At 72.9% G+C, this 20,826-nt stretch carries 14 protein-coding genes; 9 read left to right on the forward strand and 5 right to left on the reverse strand.

The window, feature by feature from the left end:
- Positions 1-17: 17 nt before the first annotated feature.
- Positions 18-1,454: an APC family permease gene (locus tag O7626_RS08895; RefSeq protein WP_278060674.1), complete on the forward strand. Its 1,437-nt coding sequence runs from the start codon at positions 18-20 to the stop codon at positions 1,452-1,454.
- A 64-nt stretch (positions 1,455-1,518) separates the two neighbouring features.
- On the opposite strand, the gene O7626_RS08900 is transcribed toward O7626_RS08895, so the two are convergent.
- Positions 1,519-2,379 carry an alpha/beta hydrolase gene (locus tag O7626_RS08900; protein WP_278060675.1) on the reverse strand — a complete coding sequence of 287 codons (861 nt, stop codon included), beginning with the start codon at positions 2,377-2,379 and terminating at the stop codon, positions 1,519-1,521.
- A gap of 93 nt (positions 2,380-2,472) precedes the next feature.
- On the opposite strand from O7626_RS08900, the gene O7626_RS08905 reads away from it, so the two are divergent.
- The 6 genes from O7626_RS08905 to O7626_RS08930 all read left to right on the forward strand — a co-directional run bounded on the left by O7626_RS08905 (position 2,473) and on the right by O7626_RS08930 (position 12,908).
- Complete coding sequence (locus O7626_RS08905) at positions 2,473-3,153, forward strand: SDR family oxidoreductase (protein ID WP_278060676.1); 681 nt, start codon at positions 2,473-2,475, stop codon at positions 3,151-3,153.
- A 975-nt stretch (positions 3,154-4,128) separates the two neighbouring features.
- Positions 4,129-5,745, forward strand: coding sequence for a sigma-70 family RNA polymerase sigma factor (locus O7626_RS08910; RefSeq protein WP_278060677.1), 1,617 nt, complete (start codon positions 4,129-4,131; stop codon positions 5,743-5,745).
- Positions 5,746-6,550: 805 nt separating this feature from the next.
- Positions 6,551-7,078 carry a DinB family protein gene (locus tag O7626_RS08915; RefSeq protein WP_278060678.1) on the forward strand — a complete coding sequence of 176 codons (528 nt, stop codon included), beginning with the start codon at positions 6,551-6,553 and terminating at the stop codon, positions 7,076-7,078.
- Positions 7,079-7,214: 136 nt separating this feature from the next.
- Positions 7,215-8,321 (forward strand): cellulose binding domain-containing protein, encoded by a 1,107-nt coding sequence (locus O7626_RS08920; protein ID WP_278060679.1) that lies wholly within the window; start codon positions 7,215-7,217, stop codon positions 8,319-8,321.
- Positions 8,322-8,379: 58 nt separating this feature from the next.
- Complete coding sequence (locus tag O7626_RS08925) at positions 8,380-9,696, forward strand: MFS transporter (protein ID WP_347404765.1); 1,317 nt, start codon at positions 8,380-8,382, stop codon at positions 9,694-9,696.
- Positions 9,697-10,253: 557 nt separating this feature from the next.
- Positions 10,254-12,908, forward strand: a complete 2,655-nt coding sequence (locus O7626_RS08930; RefSeq protein ID WP_278060680.1) for a LuxR C-terminal-related transcriptional regulator — start codon at positions 10,254-10,256, stop codon at positions 12,906-12,908.
- Here O7626_RS08930 and O7626_RS08935 read toward each other — a convergent pair.
- Together O7626_RS08935 and O7626_RS08940 are read right to left on the reverse strand one after the other, a co-directional pair.
- The gene (locus O7626_RS08935) at positions 12,896-14,824 is read right to left on the reverse strand and encodes an ABC transporter ATP-binding protein (RefSeq protein WP_278060681.1); all 1,929 of its coding nucleotides are present in this window, start codon (positions 14,822-14,824) and stop codon (positions 12,896-12,898) included. The two genes, O7626_RS08930 and O7626_RS08935, sit on opposite strands and share 13 nt — an antisense overlap.
- On the reverse strand, positions 14,817-16,772 hold the full coding sequence (locus O7626_RS08940; protein WP_278060682.1) for an ATP-binding cassette domain-containing protein: 1,956 nt from the start codon (positions 16,770-16,772) through the stop codon (positions 14,817-14,819). Before O7626_RS08940 ends, O7626_RS08935 begins: the two co-directional genes overlap by 8 nt.
- A gap of 471 nt (positions 16,773-17,243) precedes the next feature.
- On the opposite strand from O7626_RS08940, the gene O7626_RS08945 reads away from it, so the two are divergent.
- A complete protein-coding gene (locus O7626_RS08945) occupies positions 17,244-18,335 on the forward strand; it encodes a radical SAM protein (RefSeq protein ID WP_278060683.1) in 1,092 nt (363 codons plus the stop codon).
- Positions 18,336-18,401: 66 nt separating this feature from the next.
- Here O7626_RS08945 and O7626_RS08950 read toward each other — a convergent pair whose 3' ends face one another.
- Both O7626_RS08950 and O7626_RS08955 read right to left on the reverse strand, forming a co-directional pair.
- Positions 18,402-19,055 (reverse strand): response regulator transcription factor, encoded by a 654-nt coding sequence (locus O7626_RS08950; protein ID WP_278060684.1) that lies wholly within the window; start codon positions 19,053-19,055, stop codon positions 18,402-18,404.
- A complete protein-coding gene (locus O7626_RS08955) occupies positions 19,043-20,314 on the reverse strand; it encodes a sensor domain-containing protein (RefSeq protein ID WP_278060685.1) in 1,272 nt (423 codons plus the stop codon). Before O7626_RS08955 ends, O7626_RS08950 begins: the two co-directional genes overlap by 13 nt.
- 166 nt (positions 20,315-20,480) lie before the next feature.
- Here O7626_RS08955 and O7626_RS08960 point away from each other — a divergent pair, with 166 nt between their 5' ends.
- A complete protein-coding gene (locus O7626_RS08960) occupies positions 20,481-20,732 on the forward strand; it encodes a hypothetical protein (RefSeq protein WP_278060686.1) in 252 nt (83 codons plus the stop codon).
- Positions 20,733-20,826: the final 94 nt, after the last annotated feature.

Genomic DNA, 20,826 nt, shown 5'->3' on the forward strand with positions numbered 1-20,826 from the left:
CGTCGAGGGGAGGGGCCGTGGCGGACGCCGGGGGGACCGAGGAGACCGGCAAGGGTGGTGAGCCGACCCTCAACCGGGTGATCGGCCCCGGCCTGCTACTGCTGTTCGTGGTCGGCGACATCCTCGGCACCGGGATCTACGCGCTCACCGGCAAGGTCGCCGCCGAGGTGGGCGGAGCGGTCTGGCTGCCCTTCCTGGTGGCGTTCGTGGTCGCCCTGCTGACCGCGTTCAGCTATCTGGAGCTGGTGACGAAGTACCCCCGGGCGGCGGGTGCGGCGTTGTACACGCACAAGGCGTTCGGCGTCCACCTGCTGACCTTCATGGTCACCTTCACCGTGATGTGCTCGGGCCTCACCTCCGCGTCCAGCGCGTCGAAGGCGTTCGCCAGCAACTTCGTCGAGGCGTTCGACCTGTCGGTCGGCGAGGGTCTCGGGCTCACGGCGGTGGCGATCGCCTTCATGACGCTCATCGCCGTGGTGAACTTCCGGGGCGTCGCCGAGAGCGTGAAGCTGAACGTGGTGCTGACCTGCGTCGAGCTGACCGGCCTGCTCATCGTCATCTTCATCGGCGCCTGGGCGCTGGGCGGCGGCGACGGGGACATGTCCCGGCTGCTGGAGTTCGACTCGCCGCCCGGCGAGAGCGGGTTCCTCGCGGTCACCGCGGCCACCGCACTGGCGTTCTTCGCCATGGTCGGCTTCGAGGACTCGGTGAACATGGCCGAGGAGACCAGGGACCCGGCCCGGATCTTCCCGAAGGTCATGCTGACCGGGCTCTGCGTCACCGGGGTGGTCTACATCCTGGTGTCGATCTCCGCGGTCGCCCTGGTGCCGCCGGAGGAACTCGGCGAGGGGGACGCTCCGCTGCTGAAGGTCGTCGCGGCCGGGGCGCCGGCATTCCCGCTCACCATCTTCGCCTTCGTCACCATGTTCGCGGTGGCGAACTCAGCCCTGATCAACATGATGATGGCCAGCCGGTTGCTCTATGGGATGGCGAACGAGGGCGTACTGCCCCGGGTCCTCGGCCGGGTGCACCGGACCAGGCGTACGCCGTGGGTCGGCATCGTCTTCACCACCCTTGTCGCCTTCGGACTGATCTGGTTCGCCGACCTGACCGCGCTGGGCGGTACGACGTCGCTGCTCCTGCTCAGCGTCTTCACCGTCGTCAACATCGCCGTACTGGTGCTGCGGCGCGATCCGGTGCGGCACGCGCACTTCCGCGCGCCAACCGCCATCCCGGTGATCGGCGCGCTCGCCTGCGCCTACCTGGTCAGTCCGTTCTCCGGCCGGGCCGTCGACGACTACCGGGTGGCCGGCGTGCTGCTCGTCATCGGGCTGCTCCTCTGGGCCGCCACCTACCTGACCGACCGGTTCGTCCTGCACCGGGACCGGTCCCCGGCACCGGACCGGAGCGAGCGCGGGGACGAGTCGCAGCGGGGGACGGGGCGCGAGCCGTAGCCGGGGGACAGCCTGACGTCGACGTCTGTCAGCCCAGTCAGCCGACTCGGCCCAGTCAGCCGAGTCAGTTGAGGAAGCGGTGCAGCGCCGCCACCAGGTCGTCCGGGTTCTCCTCGGCGACGTGGTGCCCGGACTCGATCGGCTCGCCGCGCAGGTCCCGCGCCCAGGGCCGCCAGACGGCGAGCGGGTCGCCGTAGAGGGCTTCCATGTCGTCCCGGGTCGACCAGAGGAAGAGCGTCGGGCATTCGACAGCCCGCCCGGCCCGCCGGTCGGCCTCCTCGTGTTCCCGGTCGACGCCGAGGCCGGCCCGGTAGTCCTCCAGCATCGCCCGCACCGTGGCCTCGTCGTGGATCGCCTGCCGGAATTCCCGATGGTTCTCCGCTCCCATGGTCTCCGGCCGGGCACCGCTGTACCAGGCGTCGGGATCGGCGGCGATGGCCCGTTCCGGCTTGTCCGGCTGGGCGAAGAAGAACCAGTGGTACCAGTCCCGGGCGAACGTGGCATCACACCTGGCCAGCGCCTCGCTGATGGGTACGCCGTCCATCACCACCAGCCGGCTGACCGCGTCGGGATGGTCCAGGGCCAGGCGCAGTGCCACGTAGCAGCCGCGGTCGTGCCCGACCGTGGCGAACCTCGGGTGGCCCAGCGCGGCCATCAGCCGGACCAGGTCCCCGGCCACCGCACGCTTGGACTGCTGGGAGTGGTCCGGCAGGACCGGTGCCTTGCCGGACTGCCCGTAGCCGCGCATGTCCGGGCAGACGACCGCGAACCCCCGGTCCACCAGCTGCGGCGCGACCCGGTGCCAGGTCGATCCGGTACGCGGATGGCCGTGCACGAGCAGGACCGGCTGCCCCTGCCCGGCGTACCGGACCCGGAGTCGCACCTCTCCGACGTCGATCCGCTCGTCGGCGAAACCCTCGAACATGCGGCAGCATTACCCGGTGCGGCCCCGCTTGCCGCGATGACCCCCGTCACAGTACTTGCATCTGACGTCGACGTCAGATTTTACCGTGGCCGTATGCAGATCTCTGGATCAGTCGCCCTGGTCACCGGGGCCAACCGTGGCCTCGGCCGGCACTTCGCGAGCCAACTGCTGGCGCGCGGCGCCAAGGTGTACGCCACCGCCCGCCGGCCCGAACTCATCGACCTGCCGGGTGCGCACGTGCTGCGGCTGGACATCACCGACCCGGCCTCGATAACCGCCGCCGCCGACGCGGCCCCGGACGTCACGCTGCTGGTCAACAACGCCGGCCTGGACACCGTCACCAATCTCGTCACCGGCGACCTGGCCGCCGTCCGGCGCGAGATGGACACCCACTTCTGGGGAACGCTCGGCATGATCAGGGCCTTCGCGCCCCGGCTCGGCGGCGGGGCGATCCTGAACGTGCTCTCCGTGATGTCGTGGTTCAACTACCGCGGGCACACCGCGTACGGGGCGGCGAAGGCCGCGCAGTGGAACCTGACCAACGGCGTACGCCTGGAACTCGCGCCGCAGAAGACGCTTGTGACCGCCCTGCACATCGGTGTGGTGGACACCGACATGTCCCGGAACCACGAGGGCCCGAAGATCGACCCGGCGGTGGTGGTACGGAGCGCGTTGGACGGGCTGGAGCAGGGACGGATCGAGGTGGTCGCCGACGAGTGGAGCGGCCAGGTGAAGGCATCCCTGGCCGGCGACCCGAGTACCTTCTACGGATAGCCTGCCCGCCCGCCGAGAACGGAACTCCGGCGACGACCCGGTACGCTCCGCCGGGCCGCAGCCGGGGCCGCCGCCGAGGTCGCCGGGCTGCTCGGGCCGAGCGGTTGGCTCAGGCGGAACACGACCGGGGACAGGCTCGTCCGGGCCGGCGTTCCGGCCGGGATGCGGGCCGGCGGCCCCGCCCTCGGTGCGGGGCCGCCGGCGCCTGCGGTCGGCTCCGGGCGCAACGCCCGGAGAGACGCCCGACCGGCGGTGGAAGATCTGGTCAGCAGGTGGAGTTGGTCTGGGTGAGCAGGCGAGGCGCCAGGGCAGGCTGTCGTGGTCGCCACCGGCGTTGGGGCCCATGCCCTGGTAGGCGTAGCGGATGTCGGGCTGATGGTCAGGGTCCGGTCGACCTGGTCGCGGATCACCTCGCCGTGGCTGGTGTCCCTGCGCCAGGCGCCGCCGGGAAACGTGACGTTGTTGGCCCGGTGGTAGGCGCCCCCGCACGCCGTGCTGGCGGCACCCCGGATGCGGTACACATCCGTGCCCAAGGGTGGACGCCTGAGTGAGCGATAACATAACGTCTGGTAGAGGACGCTCGCAAGAGGACGATTGCCGGGTGGCTGATAAGCGTGTCGCGCTTTCCGGGGGCCGCGTGTCGCCCGCGTTCTCTGCGGCCACCGGAACGGGGAGAACGTACGATATCCGTCGCGACGATCGCGGCCCACCGCGCCATTGTCGCGATTCTGTGGCCCGTCGCGGCCCCGACCGGTCGCCGCCGAATTCGCGGCTGCTCCTTGACTCGGACGCCGACGTCCACCACAGTCAACCACCACACCGTCGGCGGCTCGGCTCGGGCAGGCTCGGCGCGTGGCGCGGTCGGTACCGCCTCGCCGTCCGCCCGGGGCGTCCCGCGGCCGGTGGTGCCGACCGGGCCCAGTGCCGTCCGGGCTGCCGTGACCACCGTGCGGGCAACTGGGACAGCGATGGGACATGCGAGCTACCCGTAGGAACGAGACGAGCCTGGTCGTCGCCGCGCAGGCCGGTGACCGGCAGGCGCTCGACGAGCTCACGATGGCGTACCTGCCGGTGGTGTACACCATCGTCCGCAGGGCGTTGAGCGGCCATCCGGACGTGGACGACGTCGTGCAGGAGACGATGCTGCGCGCCCTGCGGGAGCTGCGCGGGCTGCGGGAGCCGGAGAGTTTCCGACCCTGGCTGGTGGCGATCACCCTGCGTCAGGTCAGCTCCCAGCTACAGCGGCAGCAGGTTGCCGCGGAACGCGCGGCCGACCTGGACGAGGTGATCGGCGAGCCGGACGAGGCGGCCGGGATCGAGGACCAGACGCTGCTCCGCCTGGACCTGTCCGACCAGCGCCGGCAGGTGGTACGTGCCAGCCGTTGGCTCGACCCCGAGGACCGGGCGCTGCTCTCGCTCTGGTGGCTGGAGGTCGACGGAGGGCTGAGCAGGGCGGAGCTGGCGGCATCGCTGGGTGTCGGTACGGCGCACGCCGGCGTACGCGTCCAGCGGATGCGCCAGCAGCTGGAACTCAGCCGGACCCTGGTCGCCGCGATGGACGCCAGGCCGGGCTGCGACCGTCTCGTCGAGGTGCTGGCCGACTGGACCGGCGAGCCGAGTCCACTGTGGCGCAAGCGGATCAGCCGGCACGTCCGGTCCTGCCCGGTCTGCCTACGGCACGCCGACGGCCTGGTCGCACCGGAACGCCTGCTCGTGGGTCTCGTGCTGCTTCCCGTTCCGGCGGCGCTGGTGGTGTCGCTGACCGGTAAGGGCACCGTGGCGGGCACCGCGCTCGGCGGCGCCACGACGGTGGCTGCCGGGGCCAGCGGGATCGGTGGTTCCGGAGCGGTCGGTGCGGGCATCAAGGCGGGGCTGTTCAGCCAGCTCGGCCAGGTGATCGCGTCGCATCCCATCGTGACCGTGGTCGCCGCCGGCACGGTCGTGGCCGGTGCCACGGTCAGCACGGCGCCCTGGTCGTCGTCGCCGTCCCCGCCGCCGCCAGCCGTGGCCGCGCCGACCCGGACACCCCAGGTCACCCCCTCGGCGGCTCCGAGCGTCGTCCCGCCCAGGTCGGCGCCGCCCGCGACGGCGACGGTCCCGCAGCGCCCCGAACCGACAGCTGCCGCGCCGTCGAGCACCGGGCTGCCGCAGCTGCCGCTGGGGAGCGTGTCGATGGAGTCGGTGAACCAGGTCGGACTCTTCCTGACGACCGGCGACGGTGGCCTCGGGGCGCTGGCCAGGGTCGGCGCCGACAGCGATCCGGCCGCCCGGCAGCGGGCGACGTTCCAGGCCGTCCCCGGTCTGGCCGACGACACCTGCGTCTCCTTCCGGGCCGAGGACGGGCGCTACCTGCGTCATCTGTCCTGGCGGGTGCGGTTGAGCGAGGACGTCGGCACCCCGCTGTTCCGGCAGGACGCAACGTTCTGCGTACGGGAGGGGGTGGTTCCGGGCTCCGTGTCGCTGGAGTCGTCAAACTACCCCGGCTGGTTCCTGCGCCACCGGAACTTCCAGTTGTGGGTGGACCGGTCGACCGGGGATCCGGGGTTCCGCGCCGACGCCTCGTTCCGGTCCCGGCCGCCACAGGCCGGTTGACAGCCGCGGTCAGCCGTCGACCCGTCCGCGGGTCCGGGTGCCTCGTCGGCCTCTTCCCTGCGTACGGGCGTCCGGCGTCGGCCCGACCTGCTGGCGTCCTCGCTGATAACAGAAAAACATTGTGAGATTCCTGCCAGCCGCCGAGGCGATCCGGGGCGGTGGAAAGTGTTGCCGTCGCCGGTCGTGGAACGTCGCATTCGAAAGCGCTTTCCCGTTAGCCCCGACGACGGATCGGGCCCGGACATTGATGCATGCTCTTGAATACCTCAAAGAGGTCTGGCAATATCCCGTATATCCGCGTGGCGGGTCTACCTGGTTCCGTTCGACGTCGTGGCAAATTCTGTCATGAGGATGTTAGCGATCACATGATGGCTTGCAGCCGAGCGTCCGACCGGGTCGGCGCCGTGGCGCGGGCGTCGGGAGCCGGTGCGAGGTGGGTCGGACCGGCTCCCGGCACGCATCTGGACAAGTCGCCCCAGCCGTGGCTCGGCTGATCCGTGACTCCGCCGGACCGCACTCCTCCGGTCCACTCTGCGAAGTGTCCGATCGTTGAGGCGCGGCAGGAGCAGCCGGCGTGTCCGGATGATCTGGATTGTCGCGCCCCGTCTGTGCGCCCAGCTCGACAGTCTGCCCGCGAGGTATCACCCGGCCGGCGAGGCAGCGCTCCGCGCTGTCGAGCCGGCGCTGCTCGTCGGCAGATTCTCGGGAACCCATGGGGCATAGCGGCCAGGAACTGACCGCTATTGGTCCTAGTGTCTGAGTTGCCAGTTCGACGAGGTGACTTCGAGACAGAGGAATGACGACCATGGCGACGACGATCGAGAGCACCCTGACCGGTGAGCGGGCCGACCTGCTGGACGCCCTGGGCAAGGCGCGGTTCTTCCTGCGCTTCACCGCCCGTGAGCTCGACGACGAGCAGGCCGCCACCCGCAGCACGGCCAGCGAACTCTGTGTCGGCGGCCTGGTCAAGCACGTCGCGGCGATGGAGCGGCAGTGGGCCCGGTTCATCGTCGACGGACCCTCGGGAATGCCGGCCGGCGACGACCCCGCCGCCTACGAGCAGCACGCGGCCAGTTTCCGCATGCTGCCCGGGGAGACCCTGGCCGGGATACTGGCGGAGTACGAGGAGATCGCGCGGCGCACCGACGAGCTGGTGCGTACGCTGCCCGACCTCGACGCCGGTCACGAGCTGCCGCCCGCCCCGTGGTTCACACCGGGTACCCGGTGGAGCGCGCGGCGGGTCATCCAGCACGTGATCGGCGAGACAGCGCAGCACGCCGGGCATGCCGACATCATCCGGGAGGCCATCGACGGGGCCAAGTCGATGGGCTAGACCCGGTCGGTGAATCCGGTCCATCGATGGCTGTCGCAATCTTCCGAGGGGTGGCAGGATGAAGTTAGTTGTCTGTCCAAACTAACTTCGGAGGCCGTCGCCGGTCGGTGCGACCCGAGAGGACCAGGAGGCGCAGATGAGATCCACCCGCTCGCCCGGGAACCCGCCACGGCGGCTCCGCGCCGGCCTCACGCTGGCCGCCGTGCCGCTGCTGGGCATCGGCCTGACGGTGGTGCTGACCGCGCCGGCCAGCGCCGCCACCGGCTGCCGCGTCGACTACACGGTCAACCAGTGGTCCGGCGGCTTCAGCGCCAACGTCGCCCTGACCAACCTCGGCGACCCGCTCAACGGGTGGCGGCTGGAATGGACCTTCCCGAGCGGCCAGACCGTCACCCAGGGCTGGGGCGGCCAGTTCAGCCAGAGCGGTGCCCGGGTGACGGTGACCAACGCGTCCTGGAACGCCACACTGGGCACCAACGCCACCGTCACCCCCGGCTTCAACGGAAGCTGGAGCGGGACGAACTCCCCGCCCACCTCGTTCAGCCTCAACGGGGTGCCCTGCACCGGCGCACCCGGCACGACACAGCAGCCCACCGCCACTCCCGCGCCCACCCCCTCGCAGCCCGGCGCGGTCGCCTGGCGGTCCTCCGAGCAGTGGGGGACCTGGACCAACGGCGGGTACACGCTCTACAACAACATCTGGGGCAGCGGTGCCGGGAGCCAGACCATCTGGGCCAACTCCTACGGCAACTGGGGCGTCACCGCCAACCACCCGAACACCGGCGGGGTGAAGTCCTATCCGAACGCCACCCGGAACGTCAACCGGAACCTGAGCGCGATCGGCAGCCTCACCAGCGGCTTCAACGTCACGGTGCCGAACAGTGGGGCGTACGCGAGCACGTACGACATCTGGGCCGACAACCACAAGTACGAAATCATGCTGTGGATGAACAAGACCGGCCCGGTCGGTCCGCTCGGCTCGTTGCAGACCACCGCGTCGTTGGGTGGACACACCTGGCAGGTCTACCGCGGCTCCAACGGCGCCAACGAGGTCTTCTCGTTCATCCGCACCAGCAACACCAACTCGGGAACCGTCGACATCCGCGCCGTGCTGAACTGGATCCGCAACGCCGGCTGGTACGGCGACGTCCTGGTCGGTGACGTCCAGTTCGGCTACGAGATCACCTCCTCGGCGGGCGGACTGAACTTCACCACGAACAGCTTCTCGGTGTCGTACAGCTGATCCACCGGGCGGGAAACCCGATCGACACCGCGGGAGCGCTGCGGCACCATCACCGGTCGTGAACCGCCTGCTCCGCAGGATGGCGCTCGACGTCACTCCGTTACGCACCTCGCGGGACTTCCGGCTGCTCTTCGCCGCCAGCGGTGTCTCGGGGTTCGGCTCGTTCATCACCTACGTGACGATCCCGTTCCAGGTGTACGCGCTCACCGACGACCCGCTGCTGGTCGGCCTGCTCGGCGTCTGCGAACTCGTACCCCTGCTGGTGATGGCGTTCGTCGGTGGCGCACTGGCCGACTATCTCGACCGCCGCGCACTCGTGCTGGGCGCGGAGGTCGGGTTCAGCGTGCTCGCCGGCGTACTCCTGGTCAACTCGCTCTTCGACCAGCCACACCTCTGGCTGCTCTACCTGGTCGCCGCGCTCACCGCCGCGATCGACGGCATCGCGCGCCCGGCGCTCGAAGGGCTCACCCCGCGGATCGTCGCCCTGGACGAGATCCCGGCGGCCAGCGCACTCAACGCGCTGCGGATGCAGGTCGCCCAGCTCGGCGGCCCCGCCGTCGCCGGAGTGCTGATCGCCTCGGTCGGCATGCCGTGGGTGTACGCGATAGACCTCGGCACGTTCGCGTTCTCGCTGGTCTGCCTCTACCTGATCAGGGCCGTTCCGCCCCCGCCGGCCGCCGAACGGCCGTCGCTGCGCTCGGTGCTGACCGGCCTGCGCTACGCGCGGAGCCGGCCGGAGCTGCTCGGCACCTACCTGGTGGACATCAACGCGATGTTCTTCGGCATGCCGCAGGCGCTCTACCCGTTCATGGCGAGCAAGCTCGGCGGCCCGGCCGTACTCGGGCTGCTCTACGCGGCGCCCGCCGCCGGTTCCCTGCTGGCGACGGTGACCTCCGGCTGGACCGGTCGGGTGCACCGGCACGGGCTGATGGTGGTGCTCGCCGCCGGGCTGTGGGGTGTCGGGATCGTCGGCTTCGGCCTGAGTGACTGGCTCTGGCTGGCGCTGCTCTTCCTCGCGTTCGCCGGCGCGGCCGACATGGTCTCCGGCATCTTCCGGATGACCATCTGGAACCAGACCATCCCCGACCACCTGCGTGGCCGGCTGGCCGGCATCGAGATGCTCTCCTACCTCACCGGGCCGCTGCTCGGCCAGCTCCGCTCCGGCGTCGCCGCCCGTTACCTCGGCATCGGCGGGTCGATCGTCTCCGGCGGCGTGCTCTGCGTGGTCGGCACGGTGGCGCTGGCGGCGGCCCTGCCGGCGTTCCTCCGCTACGACGGCCGGGACGGGCTGGCCCGGAAGCGGGCCGCCGACGAGGAGTGGGCGGCCCGGGCGGCCGCCAGCGAGGCGTCCCCGACTCCCGCCCCACCCGGATAGCGCGCTGGCACCTCTTCCGGGCGCACTCTTCTCGGCGCACCTGCCTGACCACCCGGTCTGCCGACCCGCCCGCACCGTCGGGTGCCGGCCGGCCCGCCGGCCGGTGGGTATCCGACAGACAGCATCCCAATAGTCAGGAAGGACGCTACGCTTTCAGTCGATCCACCGGGGGGAGGGATCGCGCGTGTGGGGCAGGGCGGGGTCGGCGGATCGCCGGGTACCCGGCGCGGTTCTCCGCCAGCGTGCCGGTGCGCCAGGCCATCCAGCCTGCGTTCAGTCGCGGTCCAGTCGCGCCTGGCATCGTCGGCCGAATCCGACGACATTGTGAGTTCCCGTGACGCTGGCAGAACATTCGAATGCGGCGATTCCGAACGGCGGGCCGGAGGGCACGCGCCCGGCCGGCGACACCACCGGTCCGACCGCCATTTTCGTACGTCGCCGGGAAAGCACCGGAACGTCCGGGAGGTGTTGCCAGCTGGCTTAGCCGTACCGCATTCCGGACGGCACTGTCGACATCCGCGCAGATGTCGGTGTCCGCGGCAGGGAGGGGGCAATCCGTGGACCGCATCCGGACTACGCTGGTCGCACGAACCGAGCTGGTACAGCAGATCCTGACCGCGGTCACCACCGACCGGGGGGCGGTACTGGTGGGGGAGCGCGGAACCGGCCGCACCACGCTCGTCGAACTCGTGACCCGGCAACTGTCCACCGACCGGTACGCCGTGACCCGTACCACCGCCACCGAGGCGGGTCGGCCGATCCCGTTCGGGCCGTTCTGCCAGCTGTTCCCGGTCATCGGGGACCCGGCCCTGGCACCGAACCGGATCCGTGCCGAGCTGGTCCGACGTGGACAGTCCCGTACGCCGCTGCTGGTGGTCGAGGACGCGCACTGGATGGACGACCCGTCGGCGAGTACGCTGCTCAGCCTCGCCCACGACGGGCACGTCCGGCTGATGGTCACCGCCCGGACGGACCTGGCCACCCCGGACGCGGTCGTGGCGCTCTGGAAGGACCGGCATCTGCGCCGGATCGACCTGCCACCGCTGGACCTGGCGGAGACGGCGGCCCTGATGCGGGCGATGCTCGGGCACCCGGTCGCCACCACCACCGTGCAGCTGGTGTACCAGTGGACCGGTGGCAACCCGCGACTCGCCACCGAACTTGTCCGGCACGGCACCGCCACCGGTCGGCTGGTCCGGGAGCGGGGACTGTGGTGGTGGCGTGGCCCGCTCAGCGTGCCGCCGCACCTGGTCGAGCTGTTCCTGCCCGAACCGAACCGGCTCACCCCGACCCACCGGGACGCGCTGGCCGCGGTCGCCGTCAGCGACGAGCTGCCGATCGAGCTGATCGACCGGGTCGCCCCGGCCGCCGTCGAGGAGCTGGAGGACCTGGGCCTGTTGCGCACGACGGACACCGAGGACGGGGTCCGGGTCGGGTTCGCCCATCCGCTGCTCCAGGCGGTCGTCTGGGCCCAGGTGTCGCCGGCCCGCCGACGCCGGGTCGCGGCGGCGCTCGTCGAGACGACGCGCGAGGTCGGCGGTGCGAGCCCGGACCCGGTGACGCTGGCCCGCTGGCAACTGGCCGCCGGCAGCGCGCCGGTCAGCGCCGCCGTGTTGGCCGAGGCCGCCCGACGGGTACTCCCGCACAGTCCGGAGCAGGCGCTGCGGCTGGTCCGGGCCACACCGGACCGGTCCGCCCGGGCCACCGTCGTACTCGCCGACGCGCTCGTCGAGCTGGGCACCGGCCGCGAGGCGCAGTCGGTACTGCACCAGGCGACCGCGTCCGACCGGTCGGCCACCGGACGCGTGCTGCTCTCGACGGCGCTCGCCCTGCACCGGTGCGCGGCCGAGCGTGACCCGGCGGCGGCCCATGCCGACCTGCGGGCGCTGCGCACCGTCGCCGCCCTCGCCAGCCCCGAGGCGGTCGACGTCGTCGACGGCGCCGACGCGCTGGTGCTGCTGCTCGGCCAGCGTCCGGCCGAGGCGCTCCGGGTCGCCGACGGCGTGCTGGACCGGACGCCCGGCCGCGGAGCGGCCGGCGGCTGTGCCGTGCCACGGTGCCGGATCGTCCGGACGGTGGCGCTGGCCCTGCTCGGGCGCACCGACGAGGCGGCCGCCGCCGGAGCGGCGGTGCTGGCGGACCCCGGCGGCGGCCGGGACGCGGAGCCGGCGGGTCTGGTGGCGGCGGCGCTGTCCCTGATCGGGCTCTGGCGGGACGGCAGCGCCCCGCCGCCGCTCACCGACCCGGTCCTCGGGCGCTGGCCGAGGCCGCCGGGAACGATCCCGGGGACCCGGCTGCGGGCCGTGGACTGGCCGCTGCTGGTCGGGTACGCGCGGCTGCTCCGCGCCGAGTACCCCGCCGCGGTCGAACCGCTGCGCGAAGCGCTGGCGCAACAGGCGGAAGGGTTCCGGCCGTTCCGCTCGGAGGCGTCCGCCTGGCTCGCCGTGGCGCTCGCCGGAGCCGGGCGGCCGGACGACGCGCAGCGGGTGCTGGACACGGATCCGCCGGACCGGCTGGCGGTGCTGCCGGGCCTCGGGCCGTGGGCCGCCGGTGCGGTGGCCGCCGCCCGGGGCGACACCCGGTCCGCCGGCCGGGGTTTCGACGAGGCGGCGGCAGCGGCCCGGGCGGCCGGCTGCCGCAGCGTCGAGTTGCAGTACCTGACCTGGGCGGCGCGGTTACCGCCCGCCGACCATCCACCCGGACTGGCCGCCCGGATCACCGACTGCCTGCCGGAGGTCGAGGCGGGACGGCTGGTGAGCGAGGCGCGCGGCGAACTGGCGCTGCTCGACCGCGACCGCGCGGGCCTGCTTGACCAGGCCACCCGGCTCGCCGCTATGGGGCTGCCCCGGCGGGCGTGCCGGCTGGCCGAGGCCGCCACCCGGGCCTCGCCCGGTCGGGACCAGGACTACGCCGCGGCCGTCGCGCTCGCCGGCCGGCTCCGCAGCGTGCTCGGCCTGCCCGCACCGAATCTGGCGTCGCCGACCCTCACGGCCAGGGAGAACGAGGTCGCGGCCCTGGCCGCCGCCGGCCTGCCCACCCGGGAGATCGCCACCCGGCTGGTCGTGTCGGCCCGGACCGTCGAGAGCCATCTGGCCCGGGTGTACCGGAAACTCGGCATCGGTTCCCGTCGGGAACTGCGGGCCGACTGGTTCAGCCGAGCGGTCGAGGGCGTCGGGGAGTCGCCGGTCGGTCCGGAGAGTTACCTGGGCTGACCCGAGCCGGCCGGCATCTCGTCCCGGTGCGTCGCCGAGGCCGGCACGACCGCCGGGCCGGTGGCGTACGCGGCGGCGTGCAGGGCGTACAACTGGGCGTAGCGGCCGGCCCGCGCGACCAGTTCGGCGTGTGTGCCGTACTCGACGATCCGGCCCTCGTGCAGGACCACGATCAGGTCGGCGTCGCGTACCGTGGTCAGCCGGTGCGACACGACCACCGTGATCGGGGCGGCGGCGCCCGAGCGGGCCGGCGCGAGATACCTGTGCAGCAGTTCCGCCTCGCTGTCCGGGTCGAGACTGGCCGCCGGCTCGTCGAGCAGCACCAGCGTCGGCGAGGTTCGCATCCGCCCCCGGGCGAGCGCGAGTTTCTGCCACTGCCCGGACGACAGGTCGGTACCGTCCGGGAAGGTCCGGCCGAGCCGGCTGTCCAGCCCGGCGGGCAGCTCGGCCACGATGCCGGTCGCGCCCGCGTCCGCCAGCGCGCTGCCCACCGCCGCCCGGTCGTCGACCGCGTCGAGCCGGCCGACCCCGACCGTCTCCCGGGCCAGCAGCTCGAACCGGCAGAAGTCCTGGAAGACGGCGGTGATCCGGCCCCGCCACACGTCCGGGTTCACCGCTGCCAGGTCCTGCCCGCCGAAGCTGATCCGCCCGGTCGACGGCGGATAGAGCCCGGCCAGCAGCGCGACCAGGGTGGACTTGCCGGCACCGTTGTCGCCGACGACGGCGACGGTGGCGCCGGCCGGCAGCCGCAGGTCGATCGGGCCCAGCGCGGCTGCCGGCTCGCCCGGGTACCGGAAGCTGACGCCGTCGAGGACGAGGTCACCGCGCTCGGGCAGCTCCGCGCACCGTCCGCCGGTCGCGTCGTCGCGCTCGGGAGTGGTCGGGTTGCGTCCGTCGGTCGCGTCGTCGCGCCGGGCGGTGGTCGGGATGCGGTTGCCGGCCGCGCCGTCGCGCGGATGTCCGGCCAGGCGCTGGTACAGGGCGACGGTGTGCAGCGCGCGGCGCAGCCACCCGATCAGCCAGCTCAGTCCGGTGGTGGCGCCGACCAGCCGGGTGCCGAGCAGCAGGACCAGCACGGCCTCCCCGGCCGAGGCGGTGCCGGCGAGGACGGAGCGGGTGACGAGGTAGAGCCCGGCCACCAGCGCGACGCAGAACAGCAGCCAACCGGCGGCCACCGCCACGGCGCCCCGGGTCCGGGCCGCCTCCCGGCGTCGCGCCGAGACCGCGAAGGCCGCCCGGTGCCGGGTGGCGATCTCGCCGCCCAGCCGGTAGAGCCGGACCTCGGCGGCAGCGGCCGGCTCGGTGGCCAGGGTGAGCAGGGCGGCACGCTGCCGGTCGGCCTCGGCACCGGCGACCTCGGCCGCGGCGACGACGTTCGCCTGCCAGCGCAGCGCCAGCACCAGCGGCACGATCGCCAACGGCAGCAGAGCCAGCAGCGGGCTGACGAACGCCATCAGGGTCACCGCGCCGACGAACCGGGCCAGCAGGCCGGCGTTCTCCACCAACGCCGCGAACGCCCCGCCGAACTCGGTCCGACGCTGGCGTACCAGCTCGGCGGTGTCGAGAAACTCCGGATCGTGGTAGTGGTCGAGGTGCGCGGGCCCGGAGCAGAGCTCCATCAGGCGGCGGTCGAACTCCAGCCCGACCCGCTGCTGGAGCACCTGCCGAAGGTCGGTGGCGACCGCGCTCGCCTGGTGCACGAAGACGGTGACGCCGACGAGGACCAGCCCGCCGGTCAACGCCCCGGTGAGCTGCCGGCCGGCCGCGCCGTCCACCATGGCGCGCAGCCCGAGCGCCTGCGCCGCCGCGACGATGTTGAACAGCGGGATGAGTACCAGCACCGACACCGCGCGGCGCGGATCCGCCCGGACCGCGACACCCACCACCAGGCGGGCGGCGCCCAGCCAGCTAACCACGACGGCCTCCCGCGGAGTCGGTGAAGGGCGCGGACTGCACCCGGAACATCTGGGCGTACCGGCCGTCGGCGGCCAGCAGTTCGTCGTGACTGCCGTACTCGCTGACCCGGCCGTCCCGCAGTACGGCGATCCGCTCAGCGAGCCGGACGGTGGCGAACCGGTGTGACACCAGGATCGTGGTGATCCCGGCAGTGATCTCCAGGAACCGGGCGTACAGCTCGTACTCCGCCTCGATGTCCAGGTGTGCGGTGGGCTCGTCCAGCACGAGGACCCGGGCGCCGTGCCGCACCGCGTAGAGCGCCCGGCTCAGCGCCAGCCGCTGCCACTGGCCGCCGGACAGCTCTGTCCCGCCCGTGTAGGCGTTGCTGAGCGGCGTGTCCCAGCCGTCGACCAGGCCCTGCTCGACGCCGAGGAAGCCGCCGAGACGGGCCGCCTCGACCACGGCCTTCTCGTCGGCCGGCGCCTCGACCGCGCCGAAGGCGATGTTGTCGCGTACCGAGAACGGGTACCGGCCGAAGTCCTGGAGCACCACGGCCAGCTGCCGGCGCCAGCTCGCCAGGTCGTGATCGTGCAGGTCCCGACCGTCCACCTGGATCCGGCCGCCGTCCGGCCGGTACAGCCCGGCCAGCAGCTTGGTGACGGTGCTCTTGCCGGCGCCGTTGTCGCCGACCAGCGCCAGCGAGGACCCGGCCGGGATGACGAGGTCGAGAGCGTCCAGGACCGGGCGGCGGTCGCCGGGATAACCGAAGGAGACTCCCGAGAAGCGGATCTCGCGGCGGGGCAGCCCGCTCGCGTCCGCTCCGTCGCGTGCCCGGTCGTGGCGTGCCCGGTCGAGCGTCCGCTCGTCGCGTCTCCGCTCGTCGTGCGCCTGCTTGTCGTGCGGCTGCTCGTGGCGTGCCCGGTCGTGGCGTGTCAGGTCGTCGTCGGGGTGGTTCGGGGTGCCTAGTGCGCTCACGGCCAGCGCCGGTGGCACCGCCGCACTGGCCAGGTGCAACCGCCGTTGCAGGTCACCGGTGAACCCGAGGGCGAACAGGCCCAGCAGTGCCTGGAGGGCGACGGTCAACTGGCCGACCGGCGGGTCGCCGGTGCTGGCCCCGTACGCCAGGGGCACCACCACGACCAGGTGTGCCGCCAGCAGCAGTCCACTGGCCGCCAGGTGCCGCCGACCGTCGGTGGTCATCCGGCGCATCTCCACGATGCCGTCCCACCACTGCCGGGTGAAGCGCTCGACGAGCCAATGGTGCAGGCCGAACAGCCGTACCTCCTTGGCCGACGGCGCGGTCACCGCGAGATCCCGCAGGTAGGCCGCGTGCCGCAGCTGGACCGTACGGGCGGTGTTGGCGGCGACGGCGCGGGCCATCTCCTTCTCCTGCCAGCGGCCGGCGACCACCCAGGCGGCACCGAGTACCACAGGCATCCACCACTGCCCGGCCCAGCCCAGCAGGATCGCGGAGGCCAAGCCGGTGAGCCGGAGCGGTACCAGGGCGGCCAGCGCGTTCACGGCCTGCCCGGGGGCGTGCGCGCCGATCCCGACCCCGCGGGCCTGCTCGATCCGGTCGGCGACCTCGGGGTCGTCCAGGTGCGCGACCCCGGCCGGGCGCAGCGCGCCCTCGACGGTGCGTTGGGCCAGGCTGCCGTCGACGGCGGCGGCCAGCCGCGCGGTGACCATCGCACGGATCGGTTCCAGGGCGATGTCCAGGACCAGCGCCAGCGCGAGGAGGGTGAGCCCGGTCCACGCCTGCTCGGCCGCTGCCGGGCCGTCGTCGCCGGTCAGCGCCGTGACCAGCCGCCCGATCGCCAGGGGCAACAGTACGACGCCCGCGACCTGTCCGGCGACGAGCCCGCCGAGCAGCGCGGTGAGCGGGGCGTGCACGCGCGGCAGTTCGCGGACGAGCGCCGGGACGCTGCCGGGACGGCGACTCAGGCCGGCGGGCGGTGCGGTCGACACGAGAGACACTCCTTGGCGAGGTCGACGGTTCCGGTCGTCCGGCCAGCGGCATCGGCTGCCGGGGCAGGCAGGTCGTCCGGCGTGCGGCTCGGCGGTTGCCGGGGCGGGCTCGTGGTGCCGCGGTGGTCACCCCCCACGGGGTGACCACCGCCATCAGGCACGTTGCCCTTACAGGGCGTCGACCGGCGGGTAAGCGCGCATGATCCACCTCCTTCGCTGGCGGCGGGCAGCGGACCGTGGCGGCCGCCACGCCAGAACGCTAGGTGTCCGGGCGCACCGGGGAATCGGTAGCCGGGTACGCAACCGCGCCGCCGCGACCACCGAGACCCGACCGGTACGCCGGTGCCGCCGGCGGCTCGCGGCTGCGTACCCGGCCGCAGCTCTTGCGTACCCGTCGCCGATGCCGGGGACGGTCCGCCGCCCGTACGGTTCCGGCGACCGCACTGCCGACCCGTCCGGGAGACCCGTCTCATGAATGTCGACGCAGTTCCGAACGTCCTCATCTGGGACGTCACCTTCGCCTGTCCACTGCGCTGCTCGCACTGCTACACCGAGTCCGGCCGGCGCCGCCCGCAGAACCTCAGCCACGAGGAGATGCTCAGGGTGGCGGACGCCCTCATCGCCTTCCGCCCGCTCCAGATCACGCTGTGCGGGGGTGAGCCGCTGACCGTGCCCCGCATCGTGGAGGTGGTGGAACGGTTCGCCGCGGCCGGCGTACGGGTCTTCCTCTACACCAGCGGCTGGTCCGTGCCGGAGGAGACCGTGCGGCGGCTGGCCGGCAGCGTCAGTCGGATCGTGGTCAGCGTGGACGGTGCGACCGCCGAGGTGCACGACCGGATCCGTGGCCGCGTCGGTTCCTTCGACCGGGCGATGGCCGCGCTCGCGCTGCTGGACGCGGAGAGCGCCCGGCGGATCGCGGCGGGGGAGTCCCCGCTGCGGTTCGGCATCGACAACGTGGTGGTACGCAGCAACTACCACCAACTCGACGAGTTGTGCTCCTCCGTCGCACCGCGCTTCCCACACCTGACCGACCTGGCGTTCGGCGCGGTGGTGCCGACCGGCCTGGCCAGCCGGGTCTCGTACGGCGAACACGAGATGCTCGGCGACGAGCAGGTCGCGGCCCTGGTCGAGGAGGGGACCAGGCAGCGGCTCCAGCAGGCGGCCCCGCCCTCGGTCAAGGTCACCACCACGGACAACTTCGGTGTGCAGATGCATCCCGACTACATCGCCAGCCATCCCGACTTCCGCCCCATGGAGGTCGAGCCGGACGGCGAGGTACGCGCGATGCCGATCTACGAGGGGACCGTCGGCAGCCTGCTGACCGAGGACCCGTTCGTGCTCTGGGAACGCGCCCGGAGTCGCTGGCACGACCCGTTCGTGGTGGAGACGCTGCGCGGCATCCGGAGCAGGACGGACTGGGCCGAGGCGGTGCGCCGGATCGACTACCGGTTCGGCTCGGCGGAGGTCCGGGCCCGGATCGACCGTCGCCCGGTCTTCGACCCGACCCAGGCGCCACGCCAGCTCGCGCTGCGCCCGGTCGGCGGCGGCGGCGCACGGCGCTGAGTCCGGATCCGGGTACGGCGCTGAGCCGACCCCGCGCACGGCGGTAGCCGAATGTCGCAGCAGCGGCTACAACTGGGTGTCCTCCAGGAAGCGTAGGACCGCGGTGACCCGTCGGTCCGCCCGGTCGTCGGGCGGCAGGTCCAGCTTGGCGAAGATGCTGCGGATGTGCTTGTGCACGGCGCCCTCGGTGACGAACAGCCGCTCGGCGATGGCGCCGTTGCCCAGTCCTTCGGCCATCAGCGCCAACACGTCGCGTTCCCGGGGGCTCAGCCGGCTCAGCGTACTGTCGGGCCGGCTGCGCGACAGCAGTTGGCCGACCACCTCGGGATCGAAGGCGGTGCCGCCCCCGGCGACCCGGCGCAGCGCGGCGAGGAACTCCTCGACCCGGCCGACCCGTTCCTTCAGCAGGTAGCCGAGCCGTTCGGTGCCGCTGGCGAGCAGTTCGGTCGCGAAGGTCTGCTCGACGTACGCGGACAGCACCAGTACGGCGAGGCCCGGCTGGCGGCGCCGGGCCTCGACCGCGGCGACGATACCCTCGTCGGTGTGCGTCGGCGGCATCCGGACGTCGACGATGGCCACGTCCGGGGCGTACGCGTCCACGGCCGCGAGGAACGCGCCCGGTGTGTCGGTGGTGGCGACGACGTCGAGCGACTCGGCCCGCAACAGCAGCGCCAGACCCTCGCGCAGCAGCGCGTCGTCCTCGGCGATCACGATCCGCACGGCAGTTCGACCTCCATCGTCGTCGGCCCGCCGGACGGGCTGGTCAGCCGGAACCGGCCGTCGTACGCCTCGACCCGTCGGCGGATGCCGGCGAGCCCGGAACCGTCGCGCTCCTCGGCGCCGCCGTGGCCGTCGTCGGCGACGCGCAGCAGCAGCCGGTCGCCGGCCCTGCGCACGCTGACGGTGGCGCCGGTCGCCCCGCTGTGCCGGGTCACGTTGGTAAGCGCCTCGGCCACCGCGAAGTAGGCGGTGGCCTCGACCGAGGCGGCACACCGACCGGGCAGGTCGACGTCGACCCGGCAGGGCACGCCGCAGTTGGCGGCGAGTCCGCCGAGCGCACCGGCGAGTCCCCGGTCGGCGAGTACCGGCGGGAGGATGCCGCGCACGACGCCGCGCAGTTCGGCGAGTGCCTGCTCGGCGGCGTCCTGGGCCCGGGCCAGCACGTCACCGGCGAGCACCGGGTCCCGGGCCAGTGCCCGCCGGGCGGCGCCGAGCAGGACGGTGACCGCGACCAGCCGGTTCTGGGTACCGTCGTGCAGCGAACGCTCGATCCGGCGCAGCTCGACCGCGTGGGCGTCCAGCGCCGCCGCCCGGGTGGCGGTCAGCTCCGCAACCCGCAGCGACAGGTCCGTGCCGGGCGACGGTGCGAGCAGGCGCCGCCCGGGCCATGCCTGTAGCCGCGCCATCCCCGGGCCGAGCCCGACGACGACCGTCAGCCAGCCGATCCCCGTCAGCCCGACGGCAAGCGCGTCGGCCAGCCCGTCGATCCGCCAGTATACCAGGGCGGGACCGCCGGCCTCGGGTGGCAGCAGCCAGAACCACAACGGGAAGGTCAGGCTCTGCACCGCGTAGAGGGGCAGGCTGAGGCCGAGCAGCCCGATCACGAACCCGCCGGTGGCATGGATGGCCAGCCAGCCGGCATCTCGCCGCACGGCGGGGTCCCGCAGAGCCGCACGCGTCCCGGCCGGCACCGGCGCCGGGCCGATGATCTCCGGGCCCCACCGGGACAGCCGGTCCCGTTCCCGGTCGGCGACCGCCCGCACCACGCGCAGCGCCGACGGCACCAGCAGCAGCCCGACACCGGTGAGACAGGCCAGCGCGACCGCGAGCAGGTAGCTCAGCCCGGCCAGCGCCAGCAGCGCGGTGCCCAGCCCGCCGACCAGGTGCTCCAGGGCGTCGACGGAGACCCGCGCCCGGTCCCGCAGGTAGTTCCGCCCGGAATCCGCGCGCCCGGCGCCGGCCGAACCGTCGGTCGTCATTCCACCTCCCGGCCAGACCCTAGGACACCGGGTGGCGGCTCGGCGAGGACGCGGGCCGAGAAGTACAGCCTGCTGTACCCCGGTCGGCGTGCTGGTGGGATCGTCGCCGGGCGCGGGCGTTCCTAGCGTTTGTCACATCAACTCGACGACATCGCAAGGAGTGGTCATGTCCGACCCGTACCGCGCCCCGACGGCGCCCCGACCCGGCACCCCGGCCCATCAGGTGGCCGGTCGAGGGGTGCTGCGTCCGCTGCTGTGGGTGCTGCTGATCGCGAGCGCCGCCGCCAACGGGATCTCCTCGATGACCGACCTGTCGCCGCTGGTCGGCATCGGATTCGGGCTCGGCACCCTCGGCTGCGCCGGCGCCCTGATCCTGCACCACTACCGGCACCGCCGCCCGGCCGACCCGACCGGCTGAACCCGGCACCCGGCCGCGTCGGAACACGGTGGCCGGGTCGGAGGACGGCGACCGCGTCGGGACACGGTGGCCGGGTCGGAGGACGGCACAGGCC

It is taken from the genome of Micromonospora sp. WMMD1102 (assembly GCF_029626265.1).
GTDB lineage: Bacteria > Actinomycetota > Actinomycetes > Mycobacteriales > Micromonosporaceae > Plantactinospora.